General features: G+C 65.2%; 9 protein-coding genes. 6 read left to right on the forward strand and 3 right to left on the reverse strand.

Annotated elements, in window-relative coordinates; genetic code table 11:
- Positions 1–73 precede the first annotated feature (73 nt).
- Positions 74–1,246, reverse strand: a complete 1,173-nt coding sequence (locus ACFOKJ_RS01515) for an NAD(P)H-dependent flavin oxidoreductase (protein ID WP_390276260.1) — start codon at positions 1,244–1,246, stop codon at positions 74–76.
- Positions 1,247–1,413: 167 nt separating this feature from the next.
- A complete protein-coding gene (locus tag ACFOKJ_RS01520; RefSeq protein WP_390276219.1) occupies positions 1,414–2,085 on the reverse strand; it encodes a helix-turn-helix transcriptional regulator in 672 nt (223 codons plus the stop codon).
- Positions 2,086–2,482: 397 nt separating this feature from the next.
- Here ACFOKJ_RS01520 and ACFOKJ_RS01525 point away from each other — a divergent pair, with 397 nt between their 5' ends.
- The 3 genes from ACFOKJ_RS01525 (at position 2,483) to ACFOKJ_RS01535 (ending at position 6,030) form a co-directional block, all read left to right on the forward strand.
- Positions 2,483–3,451 carry a LysR family transcriptional regulator gene (locus ACFOKJ_RS01525; RefSeq protein ID WP_390276220.1) on the forward strand — a complete coding sequence of 323 codons (969 nt, stop codon included), beginning with the start codon at positions 2,483–2,485 and terminating at the stop codon, positions 3,449–3,451.
- A gap of 302 nt (positions 3,452–3,753) precedes the next feature.
- The gene (locus tag ACFOKJ_RS01530; protein ID WP_390276221.1) at positions 3,754–5,040 is read left to right on the forward strand and encodes an NAD(P)/FAD-dependent oxidoreductase; all 1,287 of its coding nucleotides are present in this window, start codon (positions 3,754–3,756) and stop codon (positions 5,038–5,040) included.
- A gap of 366 nt (positions 5,041–5,406) precedes the next feature.
- Entirely contained in the window at positions 5,407–6,030 is a 624-nt protein-coding gene (locus ACFOKJ_RS01535) for a carbonic anhydrase (protein ID WP_390276222.1), read from the forward strand.
- 473 nt (positions 6,031–6,503) lie between these two features.
- Here ACFOKJ_RS01535 and ACFOKJ_RS01540 read toward each other — a convergent pair whose 3' ends face one another.
- Positions 6,504–6,881 carry a SirB2 family protein gene (locus ACFOKJ_RS01540; protein WP_390276223.1) on the reverse strand — a complete coding sequence of 126 codons (378 nt, stop codon included), beginning with the start codon at positions 6,879–6,881 and terminating at the stop codon, positions 6,504–6,506.
- Positions 6,882–6,993: 112 nt separating this feature from the next.
- Here ACFOKJ_RS01540 and recC point away from each other — a divergent pair, with 112 nt between their 5' ends.
- The 3 genes from recC to pap all read left to right on the forward strand — a co-directional run bounded on the left by recC (position 6,994) and on the right by pap (position 16,209).
- Positions 6,994–10,179: an exodeoxyribonuclease V subunit gamma gene (gene recC, locus ACFOKJ_RS01545; protein WP_390276224.1), complete on the forward strand. Its 3,186-nt coding sequence runs from the start codon at positions 6,994–6,996 to the stop codon at positions 10,177–10,179.
- A 297-nt stretch (positions 10,180–10,476) separates the two neighbouring features.
- On the forward strand, positions 10,477–14,034 hold the full coding sequence (gene recB, locus ACFOKJ_RS01550) for an exodeoxyribonuclease V subunit beta (RefSeq protein WP_390276225.1): 3,558 nt from the start codon (positions 10,477–10,479) through the stop codon (positions 14,032–14,034).
- A gap of 693 nt (positions 14,035–14,727) precedes the next feature.
- Entirely contained in the window at positions 14,728–16,209 is a 1,482-nt protein-coding gene (gene pap / locus ACFOKJ_RS01555; RefSeq protein ID WP_390276226.1) for a polyphosphate:AMP phosphotransferase, read from the forward strand.
- Positions 16,210–16,216 lie beyond the last annotated feature (7 nt).

Below are 16,216 nucleotides of genomic sequence, written 5' to 3' on the forward strand. Positions count from 1 at the left end.
AGTCGGGAGACTGTAACAAATGCGGCCAACCCTGACCATGCCGCAGGGTTGGCCGTATCGGCGGGCAGACGGCTCAGGTGGTGGTGAGATCCAGCGGTTTTTCGCCGCTGAGGAAGTAGTGAATGGTTTCCTGCACGCTCTTGATGGCATCGCCGAAGGGTAGCGGCTCGCTGCCGCGGAAGAACAGGCCCTTGCTGACCTCGCCACGGAAAGCCGCCGCCAACTTGAGGTCGATGCAGAACTGGCCGACCTTGGCCAGACCGTCGCGCAGGCCGCATACCGACAGGCAGTTCAGCGCCTGGGTGCAGCGCGCCGGGTCGGCCTTGGCATTGGCCTGCAGCTTGTCCTCGCGCTTGAGGTAGCTTTTCAGGAACGGGGTGAGGATGCCGCGCGCCGGCAGGCCGGCCACCGACATGAATTCCACGATGTCTTCCTGCTTGGCCCCGGCCAGGGTGCGCTTGAAGTTGATGTGAGCATCGCCTTCCTCGGTTACCGCGAAGGCAGTGCCGATCTGCACGCCGCTGGCGCCGTACTCGCCGAGGTAGGTCTGTACTTTCTGGTGGCTGTTCACGCCGCCGGCCACGATCAGCGGGATGCGCTCGCGCGCCAGCCCCAGGCTGTGGAACAGCTCGAAGGTTTCCTGCAGCACGCGCTGGAAGTCGAATTTGTGATCCGCCACCCCGGCGATGCTGGCGGCGCCCAGGTGGCCGCCGGCGTGGTTGGGGTGCTCGATCACGATGGCGTCCGGCAGGCGGCCTTTTTTCATCCAGCGCTTGAGCACGATGCCGATGCCGCGCGCTTCGGACAGGATGGGAATCAGCGCCACATCCGGGTGGTCGGCGGTCATCTCCGGCAGGTCCAGCGGCAGTCCGGCGCCCATCACCACCGCATGCGCGCCGGACTCGCAGGCCTGGCGCACCAGTGCGGCGTGGTCGTCCACCGCCTTCATCACGTTCACCGCCACCAGGCCATGGCCGTCGGAGGCGGCCAGCGCGGCGCGCACTTCGCGGTCCAGCGCGATGCGGTTCAGGCGGTTGATGCCCTCCTGGCCCTGCAGGTTGGCCGCATCGGCCAGCAGATCGTCATGCAGGTGGCGCAGGTCGACGCTGGCAATGGTACCCACGCCGCCCTGGCGCGCCACCGCGCCGGCCAGGCGCTTGGCGGAAATGCCGACGCCCATGCCGCCCTGCACGATGGGCAACAGCTGGCGACCACGGATGATCAGCGGGGAAAACGAGTGCGAGATGGCCATGCCGGTTCCTGCGTCAAAAAAACAAAGGCAGGATTGTCGGCAGTGGCGGCAGGGCGAGCGTTGACCGTGGTCAAGCCGGGGGAAGATGCGGCTGGCGCCGCCAGCGAAACGGGGCGCCCGGCATGTGCACCTGGCGCCCCTTGCCCGCCTTCAGGCGGCGATCAGGCTGCCAGGCCTTTCTGCAGGCCCAGCACGATGGCGTGGATACGGTTGTTGGCGTCCAGCTTGCGGATGATGTTGGCCGCATGAAACTTCACCGTACGCTCGCTGATATCCAGAATGGTGGCGATTTCCCAGTTGGTCTTGCCGTGCATCATCCAGTAGAAAATGTCGCGCTCGCGGTGTGACAGCGGGTTGTCGCCACTGCTGGCGGGGCTGATGCGTTGCATGGTGCGATGCAGGTGCGGCAGCAGGCTGCCCAGCATGCGCAGCTCGGCCCCGGGCAGGGTGCTGTCCACATGCAGTTGTGTCAGGTGGCCATTGCTGTGCAGCGACAGGCAGGCGGTGGATTCGCCGTTTTCCGCAGCGTAGAACTGCACCTCGCTTCCCATGCCCAGTCCCAGGGGATGCTGGCTGTGGTGTTGCAGTAGCGGCACGGTGCCGGCGCACAGGCGGCGCGGGGTTCCCAGCCAGCCCTGGCTGGCCGCCTGGCCATGCAGAATCTGCAGGGTGCTGGCCTTGCTCTCTTCGGCCAGGGTGTCCAGGTAGCGCAGCAGCTGCGCCTCGTCATCGAGTTGTGGCAGCGAGTGTATCCACTGCAACAACGTTGTCAGCTGAGCGTGTGTCAAGCCATTGCAGACATTGCCACAGGCAAACGGAATGCCTTTTGTCACGCAGCTCTCCTCTGTATCTGAATTATTGTGAGCCGACATGTTATCGAAGCCATGGGGCACGCCCAACCGAATTTCTACCACCCATGTTTTTTACTCATGGTTGGCATCTGGCTTTCTTGGGGCTCAACACAAACAGGGGCTGACAGCGGGGAACTGTTGTTGCAAATCGGCATCACTTTGCAAACTGGCCGGAAGGCCGGGAAGGGCTGTTACTGCCAAAATCTGCGATTCACGCCATTTGCATTTATCAGGCGATACTTAAATATCTTTAAGCAATGCCTTTTTTCACATATATTTGACAGATAAGTTGTAAATTGCACTGCTGTTTGTGTATGACACGTTTTCAAATGATGTGTGCATGGCATAACGCCCGCCATCTGCTGCGAGATCGAAACTGATGGATACATTGAAAGCCCTGATGGTCTTCATGACCACTGCCGAAAACGGCAGCTTTTCCGACGCTGCCCGCAAGCTGGGGGTTTCACCGGCTGCCGTCAGCCAGAGCATTGCCCGCCTGGAGCAGGAGTTGGAAGTGCGCTTGTTCAATCGCACCACGCGCCAGCTCACCCTTACCGAGGACGGGCGCCGTTTCTACGCACAGTGCCGGGGCCCGGTGAACAACCTGGACTCCGCCATCCAGCAGCTGAAAGCCAGCCGTGACGAGCCAGCCGGCCACCTGCGCATCAGCCTGCCCAATGCCTTTGGCCGCCGCTTCATTTTGCCGCTGATGGAAGAGTTCTGCGCCCGCTACCCGAAGATCCGCGTGTTCTTCGGCATGGACGACCACTTCAGCGACTTGATAGAAGATGGTTACGACGTGGGCGTGCGCGTGGGCATGATGCCGGACAGCCGCATGGTGGCGCGCCATCTGGCGCATATTCCGCAGTACGTGGTGGCATCGCCCGGCTACTGGGACGAGCACGGCAAGCCGCGCAACCCGGAAGAGCTGTCGGCACACGATTGCATCAACTTCCAGTTCCCCACCTCCGGCCGCCTGTACAAGTGGGAGTTCGAGCGCAGCGGCGAGCGCATTCCGCTGGAGGTATCCGGTACCTACACCGTGAACGACGTGGATGCGGTGCTGGAACTGGCGCGCCTGGGCCTGGGTGTGGCCCAGCTGCCGGGGCATGAGGTGCTTTCCGATGTGCGTGCCGGCCGGCTGGAGGCAGTGCTTACCGACTTCGTTTCCATGGAGCGCTCCATCTATATCTGCTTCCCGCACCGCGACCATATCGCGCCGCGTACTCGCGTGTTCGTGGATTTCGTGCTGGAAAAACTGGTGGATCACCCGGATATCGTCGGCGACCTGCCTGGGGTGGACCTGTCCGCCAAGCGCGCGGCGCTGGGCGACCCGCACGAAATGTAAGCGCCAGCACCTGAACAAGGGTGATGAGCAAACGCATACAAGGCCCGGCACCGCCGGGCCTTGTGCATTTGTGGCGCGAGGCGGCAGGCAAGGGCGCTGCGTGCGCTGCCATTTTCCTTGTCTGGCAAGGCTGGCAGGGCTAATGGTGGGCAAATTGGCAACAACTGTCAGCTGCGTGGCTGGAATATTTCACGCCGGTTATGTTTAACATATTAGACGTGTGCTATCGTTTGACGCATAATGCTTCAACACATAGCGTGATGTTGCGCTGCAATGTTTAAGAAATAATACGAGGAGCTGTCATGAGCCAGACTATCGAACACACCGGGTCCTACTATGCGTACTCGGCCAACCCGACACCGGAACGCTCGGCGCTGCGTGGCAGCCTGCGTGCCGATGTCTGCGTGATCGGCGCTGGCTACACCGGCATCTCCACCGCGCTGCACCTGGCCGAAGCCGGCTACAAGGTAGTGGTGCTGGAAGCCGCCCGCGTGGGCTGGGGCGCCTCCGGCCGCAACGGCGGCCAGATCGTCAACAGCTACAGCCGCGATATCGACGTGATCGAAGCGCGCCACGGCGCCGATGCCGCCCGCAAGCTGGGGGCCATGGCCTTCGAAGGTGGCAAGATCATCCGCGAACGCATCGCCAAATACGATATCCAGTGTGACCTGAAAGATGGCAACGTATTTGCCGCCTTCACCCAGAAGCAGCTGGACGAGCTGGCCGCCAAGAAAGCCCTGTGGGAGCGCTACGGCCACACCGGCCTGCAGCTGATCGACAAGGCCGGCATGAAGAACATCGTGTCCAGCGACCAGTATCACGGTGCGCTGCTGGATACCTGGGGTGGCCATATCCACCCGCTGAACCTGGTGCTGGGCGAAGCCGCCGCCTTCGAATCGCTGGGCGGCCAGATTTTCGAACAGTCCGCCGTGGTGGATGTGGTGAAGGGTAAGCCCGCCAAGGTGAAGACCGCGCAGGGCGAAGTGGTGGCCGATACCGTGGTCGTGGCCGGCAATGCCTATCTGGGCAACCTGATTCCGCAGCTGGCGGAAAAAACCCTGCCCTGCGGCACCCAGGTGGTAACCACCGAACGGCTGGATCCGGCACTTGCCAAGAGCCTGCTGCCGGGTGACAACTGCGTGGAAGACTGCAACTTCCTGCTGGATTACTACCGCCTGACCGCCGACAACCGCCTACTGTACGGTGGCGGCACCGTGTACGGCGCGCGCGACCCGGGCGAGATCGAAAGCCTGGTGCGCCCGAAGATGCTGAAAACCTTCCCGCAGCTGGAAAACGTCAAGATCGAGTTCGGCTGGACCGGCAACTTCTCGCTGACCCTGTCGCGTCTGCCGCAGGTTGGCCGCGTGGATGACAACATCTACTACTCGCAGGGTTGCAGCGGCCACGGTGTGACCTACACCCACCTGGCCGGCCGCATCATCTCCGAGGCGATTCGTGGCCAGAGCGAGCGTTTCGATGCCTTTGCCAACCTGCCGCATTACCCGTTCCCGGGTGGCCGCGTCTTCCGCGTACCCATGCTGACCATGGGTGCCTGGTGGTACGGTATGCGCGATCGTCTGGGCGTCTAAAAATCTGTTTACGATCTGCTGCGCGTCGGCGATACGGCGTTAAATCTGATTCAGGGATGCGCATTGACTGTATGTCAATTCCGCTTCCTCAGCCGTTTTTGCCTTGTCTCGCCCTAGCTCGCAAGATCGTGAGCAATATATTGCTGCGCCAGCCAACGCTGGCGCGCTACCGAAAGCAAGATGGCAGCACCGGGGGGCGCTGCCGACTTGTGAGTTTGACCTGCTATTGTCCACTTGGGGCCGGTTCACTGCGAACCGGCCGCTTTTTTTGCTGTGCATCATGTCGCTTGCCGGATGGGACTTATCCTATCCACCAAGCACCCAGGCGCATGCTCTCATCGGCTTTTTCCGAAGCGGAGAGTCAGCATGGAAAAGCTCATCGAGGGCATTCACCAGTTTCAGAGCGGCGTGTTCGGCCAACAGCGCGCCTTGTTCCAGCGTCTGAGCGAGGGCCAGGCACCGGAAGCCATGTTCATTACCTGTTCCGATAGCCGCGTGGTGCCATCGTTGATGACACAAAGCGGCCCCGGCGACCTGTTCATGCTGCGCAATGCCGGCAACCTGGTGCCGCCGTATGGCCCGCTGCATGGCGCCGAGTCAGCGGCCATCGAATACGCGGTGATGGTGCTGGGCGTGAAGGACATCATCGTCTGCGGCCACACCCATTGCGGGGCGATGAAGGCGGTGCTGGCGCCGGACAGCCTGGCGCGGCTGCCAGCCACGCGGCATTGGCTGACCTACGCCGAAGCCACCCGCCAGCTGATGGAAAGTCACTACCAGGCACTGCCGGATGCAAAGCGGCTGGAAACCTGCGTCGAGGAAAACGTGCTGGTGCAGATCGAGAACCTGCGCACCCACCCGGCAGTGCTGGCCGGACTGTCGCGCGGTACGCTCAAGCTGCATGCCTGGGTGTACGACATCGCCAGCGGCGATGTACTGGTGTTCGATGCCGCCGCCGGGCAGTTCGTGCCGATAGCCGAACTATCGTGACCAAGACGTTGGCCGCACGTTTAACAGAACAAGCGCACGGCGAATGCTGTTCACTTAGAGGCCTTTCCCTGTCCAGAAGAGAGCTAGAACGGTAACGATTTGCCCCAAGCCCGTTGGCGCGAGCCGGGCAAAATGGTGTGCCCCAGGTGTTAAGGCGCCGATTTGTTTGAGTCCCGAGCCGTTAGCGAGGGACGAGTTCGGCGACGCCTGGGGCGTGCCGTTTTGCACGGGGTTTCGAGCAGCCCCAATGGAATAAAAAGCCGGAGCCGGGGATTGGAAAGGGGCCGGCGGTCGGCCCCTTCCTCGTTCGCCGGGCGAAACCGGCGCCAAAAACATCATCCGCGCAGCGGATACAAAACCAGACACGGTAAACGTTGGGCTTTGTTACGCCGAGCCCAACCTACTCTCCTGATTTGGTTGCAAGGTTGGCCGCAGGCTTGCAAGCCTGCGGCCAACCTTGTTCCCAACTCACCTCAAAACGGCCACACCATCTTGGTCTTCGCCACCGCAATGATGTAGATCGGCATGGCCAGCGCCAGCAGCAGCACCGGGCCGCGCCGCGGCGAGCCCTGCAGCCGTTTCAGCCCCAGCGTACCCAGCACAATGTAGGCGATCAGCGCCAGGATCTTGGCGGCAAGCCACGGCTGGTTGTGCGGCGAGAAGCCGGCCCACACCGCCAGGGTGATGGCGGCGGCCAGCAGGCCGGTGTCCACCACGTGCGGCGCGATGCGCAGCAGCTTGCTCTGTAGCAGCGCTGGTTTCAAATAGGACAGCGCGGCACGCAGCGCGAACAGTGTCACCGACAGGTAGGCCAGCCCGGCATGGGCGTGTTTCAGCGTCTGGTAATCCATGAGGTTCCTCGTGTGGTCATCGCGGCTGTTGCCGGCGGCCGATGATAGCGGCTCGGCGTGCTACGGTGGAATGCTAAACTGCCATGTCTGATGACTACGCCATCATCGCGCCATGCCGCTCAACCTGTATCAATCCAACCGCCTGGAAGCCCTGGGCATTCTCTACCGCCACCTCACAGACAGCCCGCTGGCCGATCCGTTCGCGCCGGAAGTGGTAATGGTGCAAAGCCGCGGCATGGGGCGCTGGCTTACGCTGCAGCTGGCGCGCGCGCGCGGGCTGGCGGCGAATATGGAGTTCGTGCTGCCGGCCGGTTTTGGCTGGCGGCTGATGAAAACCGTGTTGCCGGAGCTGCCGGCGAAGTCCGTCTTTGCGCCGGAGGTGCTCACCTGGCGGCTGATGGCGCTGCTACCCACGCTGCAGGGTGAGCCGTTCACCCCGCTGACGCGCTACCTGCAGGGCGGTGCGCTGGCCTGCCACGAGCTGGCCGGCAAGATCGCCGACATCTACGACCAGTACCTGGTGTTCCGCCCGGAATGGATCCGCGCCTGGCAGGCCGGGCAGCGGCTGGATCTGGGCGAGGACGAAGCCTGGCAGGCAGCGCTATGGCAGCTGCTGGCCGACAGTGTCCCCGATAACACCAGTCGTCGCCACCGCGTGGCGATGCTGGACGACTTCTTTGCCGCGTTGCGTAGCGAGCACCTGCCGCAGCGGGTGTCGGTGTTCGGCATCGCCACCCTGGCGCCGATGTACCTGGCGCTGCTCAAGCGCATGGCCGAGCTCACCGAGGTCAACGTGTTCCTGCTCAACCCCAGCGAAGCCTACTGGGGCGACATCGTCGATGCCCGTGGCCAGCTCAAGTTGTTCGCACATGGCGAGCAGGCCGACAGCGGCCACCCGCTGCTGGCTTCACTCGGGCAACAGGGGCGCGACTTTTTCGATGAGATTGCCGGCGGCATCCACGAGCCGGTATCCGCCTTCGTGGCGCCGGAAGGCGATGCGCTGCTGCCACGGCTGCAGCGCGACATCCTGCAGCTGGCGCCGCCTGCGGCCAAGGTGCAGTCGCCAGCGGACGACCGTTCCATCGTCTGCCACATCGCGCACAGCCCGATGCGCGAGCTGGAAGTGCTCAAGGACCAGCTGCTGGCGATGCTGGCCGCCGACCCCACGCTCACCCCGGCCGACATCGCGGTGCTGACGCCGGACATCAACAGCTACGCACCCTACATCGACGCGGTGTTCGGCTACCGCGCCGACGCGCCGTCGATTCCCTACAGCATCGCCGACCGCCGCATCGCGCGCGAAGTACCGCTGCTGGCCAGCTTCGGCGCGGTGCTGGAGCTGGCCGACTCGCGCTTTGTCGCCGCCGACGTGCTGGCACTGCTGGATTGCCAGCCGCTGCTGGCCCGCTTCGGCCTGCTAGACGAAGACGTGACCCTGCTTACCGACTGGGTGCGCGGCGCCGGCATCCGCTGGGGGCGCGATGCTGGCCACAAGGCCGAGCTGGGCCTGCCAGCCGAGGCCACCCACACCTGGCGCTGGGGGCTGGACCGCCTGCTGTTGGGCAGCGTGCTGCCGGCCAGCCTGGCGGGCGATGGTATGCCGCTGTTTGGCGGCCTGCTGCCGGACAGTTCCGCCCAGGGCCAGGTGGCCGCCAAACTCGCCAGCCTGGCGGCACTGTTCGAACAGCTGGATGCGCTGGCGCGGCTGTGGGCGCAGCCGGCCAGCCTGGCGGAGTGGGCCGAGCGCCTGCGTACAGCCGCTGCGCAATTGTTCCTGGTGGACGAAGACGGCGAGGCGGCCATGCAGCTGCTGCACCAGATTGCCGACGAGCTGGCCGCCGATGCCGCGCTGGCCGGTTTCGACGGCAGCGTGCCGCTGCCGGTGGTGCGCGACGCGGTGCTGCGGCAGCTGGAAATGTCGTCCAGCGGCGGCTTCCTCACCGGCGGGCTCACCTTCTGCGCCATGGTGCCGATGCGCTCCATCCCGTTCCGCGTGCTGTGCCTGGTGGGCATGAACGACGGCGCCTACCCGCGCGACGAGCGCCCGGTGAGCTTTGACCTGGTGGCGCGCCACCCGAAAAAGGGCGACCGCTCGCGCCGCTTCGACGACCGCTACCTGTTCCTGGAAGCCATCCTCTCCGCCCGCGACACCCTGTACCTGAGCTGGGTTGGCCGCAGCGTGCGCAGCGACGAACCGCTGCCGCCGTCGCCCTTGGTGGCCGAGCTGCTGGACACGCTGGCGGCGATGCACGGCGGCGACATCAGCGCCGCCATCACCACCCGCCACCCGCTGCAGCCGTTCTCGCGCCGCTACTACGACGCCACGTTGCCCAGCTACGAGCCGCTGTGGGCCGGCGCGCTGGCGCAGCCGCCTGCCACACCTCAGCCGTTTGCCGCCGAGCTGGCAGCTGTGCCGCCGGCGGTGGTGCACATCGCCGATTTCCTGCGCTTCTGGCAGAACCCGGTACGCGCCTGGCTGGCGGACCGGCTGGGGCTGAAGCTGGAGCGGCTGGCAGATGAGCTGCCGGGGCGCGAGCCGTTCAGTATCGAGCGCGACAGCAGCAGCGAAGTGCGCGACACCCTGGTGCAGGCCATGCTGGCCGGCAAGCCGCTGCGCGTGGCCGAGGCGCGGCTGCAGGGCCAGGGCCTGCTGCCGGATGCCGCGCTGGGCGCTGCCTGCCTGACACAGGAGCGCGCCGCCAGCGCCCGCTTTGCCAGCCGCCTGCCGCAGAGCCTGCTGGCGGCGCCGTTGCCACCACAGCCGGTACGGCTGGACATCGACGGCGTGACACTGGTGGGCGAGCTGGCCGGGCTACGCCCGGAAGGCCTGCTGCGCGTGGTACCGCGCAAGGCCTACGCCACCGAATTCATCCGCCTGTGGCTGGAACACCTGATCCGCCTGGCCGCCGCAGTGCCCGGTGTGGCGGCGGACAGCCGGCTGTTCGCCGACGACGGCGTGCATGGCTTTGGCGCCAGCGATGCTGACGGCGAGCCGCTGGACGTTCACGCGCTGCTGGCGGCGTGGCTGGTGCGCTACCAGCAGGGCCAACGCGAAGTGCTGCCATTCTTCGCCCGCACTTCGCTAGCCTATGCCAGCGCCAAGCCGGGCGAGGAGCTGAAAAAGGCGCAGGCGGCGTGGGATCCGGACTTCGTCGGCGAGCACAGCGCGCCGCAAAAGCTGGATGCGGCCAACCTGCTGGCCTTCCGCCACCTCGAACCGCTGTCCGACCCGCTGTTCGTGCAGCTGGCCGATACCTTGCTGCGGCCAATGGTGGCGGCGTGGCAGCAGGAGGGCTGAGATGCTGCCACGAAACCCCAAAGACTTTTGGGCCACGGAAACACACGGAAGGGCACGGAATGTTTTGGCAACAGAATCCACGGAAGGATCTTTGCCACGAAACCCTCGAAAAACACGAAACAAAACCCTGTCACAAAGCCATGCCGTCACTTGCTCACACCTCAAGCAGAAACATGTCTTCCATGCTTTGTTCGTGCCTTTCGTGGTTTTCGTGGCCAAAAAAATTCCGTGCTTTTCCGTGGCGAAAGAAGCCTTTTCCTTACCCGGCAAGCCGCCATCAATAACCGGTAGCAGCAAATGCAGCCCCTAGACGCCCTCAACTGCCCGCTCGCGGGTGTGAACCTGATCGAAGCCTCGGCCGGTACCGGCAAGACCTGGACCATTGCCGCGCTGTACACCCGCCTGCTGCTGGAGGACGCGCCGGATGGCTCGCCGCCGCCGTCGCTGGACAAGCTGCTGGTGGTCACCTACACCAAGGCCGCCACCGCCGAGCTGCGCGAGCGCCTGCGGCGACGGCTGGTGGAGCTGGCGCAGGTGCTGGATGGCGGGCACAGCGACGATGGCTTCCTGCGCGCGCTGGCCGACAGGTTGGCCGCAGGCGATGCGACGCTTACACGCGAGCGGCTGCGTGCTGCCATCAACGGCTTCGATGCCGCCGCCATCTACACCATTCACGGCTTCTGCCAGCGCGTGCTCACCGATGCCGCGTTCGACAGCGGCCAGACCTTCGCCGCCACGCTGGAGGTGGACAAGCAGTCCGACCTGCAACAGCTGGCGGATGATTTCTGGCGCCAGCACATCGTCAGCCAGCCGCAGCTGGCGGCGGTGCTGGCGGAGAATGGCGACACGCCGGATGCCTGGCTGGCCGAGGTGCGGCCCTATCTGTCCAAGCCCTATCTGCAGCTGCCGACGCTGGACAGCAGCGAGTTGCTGGCGCTGCGTGCCGCCGCTGCCGACGCCTGGGCACCGCTGCAGGCGGACAGCGCCGCGCTGGCCGAAGGCGGCGAGCTGTTGCTGGCTGCCAGCGGGCTGAATGCCCGCAGCTACAAAGTGGAACAGCGAGAGCGCTACCTGCGCCTGCTGCAACTACTGGTGGCCGATGCCAGCCTGCCGCAGCTGTCGGCCAACCAGCTCAAGGACTTGGGCCGGCTCGCCCAGAGCCAGCTGGATGCCGGTGCCAACAAGGGCGTAACCGCGCCGCAGCATCGGCTGTTCCGGCTGGTGGAAGACTGGCTGGCGGCGTGGCAGCGCTACGCCGATGCGCTGGAGCGCCAGCTCGCCGGCCTCAAGCTGCAGCTGATCCAGTGGATAGACCGGCACGCGGTGGAACAGCGCCGCGCCAGCCGCAGCCGCGGCTTCGACGACCTGCTCACCGATCTGGCCGCCGCGCTGGACGATGCCGAGCATGGCCCAAGGTTGGCCGCACGCATTGCCGGCGATTTCGCCATCGCGCTGATTGACGAATTCCAGGATACCGACCCGCTGCAGTACCAGATATTCCGCCGCGCCTTTGTGCAGCAGGGGCGGCCGGTGTTCATGGTGGGCGACCCCAAGCAGGCGATCTACAGCTTTCGCGGCGCCGACATCTTTGCCTACCTGAGCGCGCGCGACGATGCGCCGGCCGGGCAGCAGTACACGCTGGACACCAACCGCCGCTCGCAACAGCCGCTGGTGGACGCGGTGAACCGGCTGTTTGCGCGGCCGCAGCCTTTTCTGCTGGACGGCATCGGCTACCACCCGGTGGCGGCGGCGCCGGCTGGCGGCAGCCGGCTGCTGCTGGACGACGGCGATGCCGCATTCACCCTGCTTACCTTCCCGGCCAGCGACAACCCCAAGGGCATCAACAAGGGCGATGCCTCCGCCTATGCCGCCGAGGCGACCGCGCACGAGATCGCGCGCTTGCTGGCGCTGGCGCGTGCCGGCAAGGCGCAGCTGGAAAAAGCGGGCAAGGCACGGCCGCTGGCTGGCGGCGACATGGCGGTGCTGGTGGCCACCCACCGCCAGGGCGACGCGGTGCGCGCGGCCTTGGCCGCCCGTGGCGTGCAGGCGGTGGCGCTGACGCAGGAAAGCGTATTCGCCAGTGCCGAGGCCGGCGAGCTGCTGGTGCTGCTGCGTGCCTGGGCCGAGCCGGCGGCGGAAGGCCGGCTCAAGGTGCTGTGTGCCAGCGAGCTGATGGGGCTGAACGCCGCGCAGCTGCTGGCGCTCACCGAGGACGAGGCGGCGTGGGAAGTGCGGCTGGCAGCCAACCAGCAGGACCACAAACAGTGGCAGCAGCGCGGCTTCATGTCCGCCTGGCGTGGCTTCATGGCGCGCGAGCAAGTGGCGGCGCGGCTGCTGCCGCTGCCGGACGGCGAGCGCCGGCTCACCAACCTCGGCCACCTGGCCGAGCTGTTGCAGCAGGAAAGCGAACGCGTGGCCGGTATTGCGCCGCTGCTGGCGTGGTTCGAAAGCCAGGTGGCCAGCCCGCCGGCCGGCGAAGAGGCGCTGCTGCGGCTGGAAAGCGATGCCGAGCTGGTGAAGATCGTCACCATCCACACCTCCAAAGGCCTGCAGTACCCGCTGGTGTTCTGCCCCTTCCTGTGGGACGGCGCGCTGGAGCGGCGCGACACCACCTTCTGGCGCTACCGTCATGAGGGGGAATCCTGGCTCACGCCGCAGGCGCTGGTGAGCGACGAGGCGCGGCAGGCGGCGCGCAGCGAGCTGCTGGCGGAGAAACTGCGGCTGCTGTACGTGGCGCTGACCCGCGCCGAGCACCGCCAGTACCTGCTGTGGGGCCATGTGCAGAACATGCAGACCGCGGCGCTGTCCTGGCTGCTGCACGGCAGCGGCGCGACCGACCTCGCCACGCTGGAGCAGGGCGCGCTGTCTGATGCCGGCATCCACAGCGACCTGGCGGCCTTTGTCGCCGGCCTTGCCGGCGCCGCCGGCCGGCGCGAAGTGGACGTGGCGCTCAACCCCTTGCCGGCCTTGCAGGAGGCGGGCTTCCAGCCGCAGCTGGCGCGTGTCGAGCGCCCGCTGTACACGCCGTGGCGCATCAGCAGCTTCACCCATCTCACCAGCCACCTGCACGGCAGTACGCCTTTGCTGGCGGCAGCGGAGGCACCGGACCACGACCACGGCCCGCTGCAGCAGCCGGATGCCGAGCTGGCGCGCGATCGCTTCAGTTTCCCGCGCGGCGCCCGCGCCGGTACCTGTCTGCACGATATGTTCGAGCGCGTGGATTTCACCCAGCCACAAGGTTGGCCGCAAGCGGTGGCAGAGGCGCTGCAACGCCACGGCTTCGACCCGCTGTGGCAGGACGCGGCGCTGGCCATGCTGGCCAGCAGCATCAACAGCGAGATCGCCCCCGGCGTGCGCCTGGCCGATGTGCCGCCGGCGCGGCGGCGGGTGGAGATGGAATTCACCCTGCCGGCGGACGGGCTGAACCTGCCTGCCCTCAAGCGCATTCTTACCGACCCGGCGCACGGCCTGGCCGAGCCGCTGCGCGCCGCCGCTGCCACGCTCAGCTTCGAGCGGGTGCAGGGCTATCTGAAAGGCTTCATCGACCTGGCCTTCATTGCCGGCGATGCGCTGTGGCTGGTGGATTACAAGTCCAACCACCTGGGCGATGGCTACGCGGCGTACGGGCAGGATGCGCTTGCCGCCTCCATCGCCCGCGAGCACTACTACCTGCAGTACCTGATCTACAGCGTGGCGCTACGCCGCTACCTGGCGCAGCGCGCGCCGCAGCTGCGTCTGGGCGGTGTGCGCTACCTCTACCTGCGCGGGGTGGACGGCACGGGTAACGGCGTGTGGTGCGATGCGCCGTCGGAAGCGCTGCTGGATGCGCTGGACGGGTTGTTCCGCGCCGGGTAACCCTTGGGTAGCCCGGATAAGCGCAGCGCATCCGGGGGCGTGGTGATGCCGCTGTTCCCGGATGCGCTGCCCTTATCCGGGCTACGGTACTGCTCAATGACGATGCCGAGCATTTGGCAGGCGAGATGGTGCTGGCAACCCTATGATTTTTCTCATGGCATGAGGAAACAATATGCTTTTCGGACTATTCAGAGGCCAGTTGAAGAAGGAAATGGACTCTCTCCCTCAAACTAAAGCGTACCGGCTGAAGCTGGCAGTTGGTGGGGCACTCATTTTCGCTTTGATGGCACTCGGCTCATATTTGTCGCCTACAAATCCATGTACAGAACAGCACAAAATCATGTGCTTTACTGCGAGCCTCATATCCACTGTCACTGGCATGAGTCTGGAAACCGGAAACTGGCTGATCTATGCACTTTTCTGCGTTTTTCTGCTTGGGCGCTGGGGCTGGATACGTTTCATGACAGAAAATAGGTAGCTCAGGCTGCGCTGCACTCGATCCACATGGCGTGTTACTTCCCATGTTGGTCGCAGCATTTTCCCGGATGCGCTGCGCTTATCCGGGCTACGGCAGGTCACATTGCCGCAAGTCAACACCGAGACCACCGGCTGCCGCCACACTGCGTCCCGTTCTACAATCACGTCATCATTGCCGCCCGCATCATGCGGCCAACCAATACCGGGAAGATCACCATGTTCGAATCCGCCGAGCTCGGTCACGTTATCGACAAGAACACCTACAAGGCCGAGGAGGCTGCGCTGCGCGAGGCGCTGCTGGATGCGCAGTACGAGCTGAGGCAGCGTGCCGATTGCCCGGTGCTGATCCTGATCCACGGCATGGACGGCGCCGGCCGCGGCGAGACACTGAACCAGATCAACGAATGGCTGGACCCGCGGCTGATCCACACCGCTGCCTTCGACAAGCCGAATGACGATGCCCGCGAGCGGCCGTGGATGTGGCGCTACTGGCGTGAGCTGCCGCAGAAGGGGCGCATCGGCATGTTCTTCGGCAGCTACTACTCCGACGCCATGTTCGAGCGCGTGGATGGCGGCAGCCGCGATGCGCTGGACCGCAAGCTGTTCGACATCCTGCGTCTGGAACGCATGCTTACCAACGACGGCGTGCTGGTACTCAAGTTCTGGTTGCACCTGACGCGCGATGCGCAGAAAAAGCGCTTCAAGGCGCTGGAGAAGGACCCTGCCACCGCCTGGCGCGTGCGCGAGGCGGACTGGAAGCACCTGGAGCAGTACGACCGCATCAAGAAAACCGCCGAGCACATCATGCGTCTCACCAACACCTCCAACTCGCCGTGGCTGGTGGTGAACGGGGAGGATGCCAACTACCGCAGCCTCACCGTTGGCCGCGCGCTGCTGTCGGCGCTGAAGCAGCGGCTGGAGATGGATCACAGCTGGCAGCCGCGCTCGGATGCGGCGCCAATCACCCCATCGCTGGACAACAAGCTGTTGCTGGAGTCGCTGCCGCTGGATCAGCAGCTGTCCAAGAGCGACTATCTGCAGCAGCTGGAAGCGCTGCAGGGGCGGCTGAACAAGCTCACCCGCCACCCCAAGTTCGGCGAGCACTCGCTGGTGCTGGTGTTCGAAGGCAACGACGCAGCCGGCAAGGGCGGCGCGATTCGCCGCATCACCCAGGCGCTGGATGCGCGGCGCTACCGCGTGGTGCCGATTGCCGCCCCCACCGACGAAGAGCGCGCGCAGCCGTGGCTGTGGCGCTTCTGGCGCCACGTGCCGGGCAAGGGCAAGGTCACCATCTTCGACCGCTCCTGGTATGGCCGCGTGCTGGTGGAGCGGGTGGAGGGCTTTGCCGCCACGCCGGACTGGATGCGCGGCTATTACGAGATCAACGACTTCGAGCACCAGCTGCACGAGAACGGCGCCGTGGTGCTCAAGTTCTGGCTGGCGATCAGCGCCGAGGAGCAGCTGACGCGCTTCAAGGCGCGTGAGGAAACCGGTTTCAAGCGCTTCAAGATCACCGAGGAAGACTGGCGCAACCGCGACAAGTGGGACGCCTACAAGCTGGCGGTGTGCGATATGGTGGACCGCACCAGCACCACCGCCGTGCCGTGGACGCTGGTGCCGGCCAACAACAAGTACTACGCGCGCATCAAGGTGCTGACCACGGTGTGCGAGGCGCTGGAAGCGCGGCTGGGCAACTGAGCTGCCA

The sequence above is a fragment of the Vogesella amnigena genome, from assembly GCF_042648905.1.
In the GTDB taxonomy this organism is placed as follows: Bacteria; Pseudomonadota; Gammaproteobacteria; order Burkholderiales; family Chromobacteriaceae; genus Vogesella; species Vogesella amnigena.

Bases quoted from the DNA above. Each gene is read 5' to 3' on its own strand.
- ACFOKJ_RS01525 (WP_390276220.1), top strand. From the start codon at position 2,483: ATGGATACATTGAAAGCCCTGATGGTCTTCATGACCACTGCCGAAAAC.
- ACFOKJ_RS01530 (WP_390276221.1), top strand. From the start codon at position 3,754: ATGAGCCAGACTATCGAACACACCGGGTCCTACTATGCGTACTCGGCC.
- ACFOKJ_RS01535 (WP_390276222.1), top strand. From the start codon at position 5,407: ATGGAAAAGCTCATCGAGGGCATTCACCAGTTTCAGAGCGGCGTGTTC.
- ACFOKJ_RS01540 (WP_390276223.1), bottom strand. From the start codon at position 6,881: ATGGATTACCAGACGCTGAAACACGCCCATGCCGGGCTGGCCTACCTG.
- recC (WP_390276224.1), top strand. From the start codon at position 6,994: ATGCCGCTCAACCTGTATCAATCCAACCGCCTGGAAGCCCTGGGCATT.
- recB (WP_390276225.1), top strand. From the start codon at position 10,477: ATGCAGCCCCTAGACGCCCTCAACTGCCCGCTCGCGGGTGTGAACCTG.
- pap (WP_390276226.1), top strand. From the start codon at position 14,728: ATGTTCGAATCCGCCGAGCTCGGTCACGTTATCGACAAGAACACCTAC.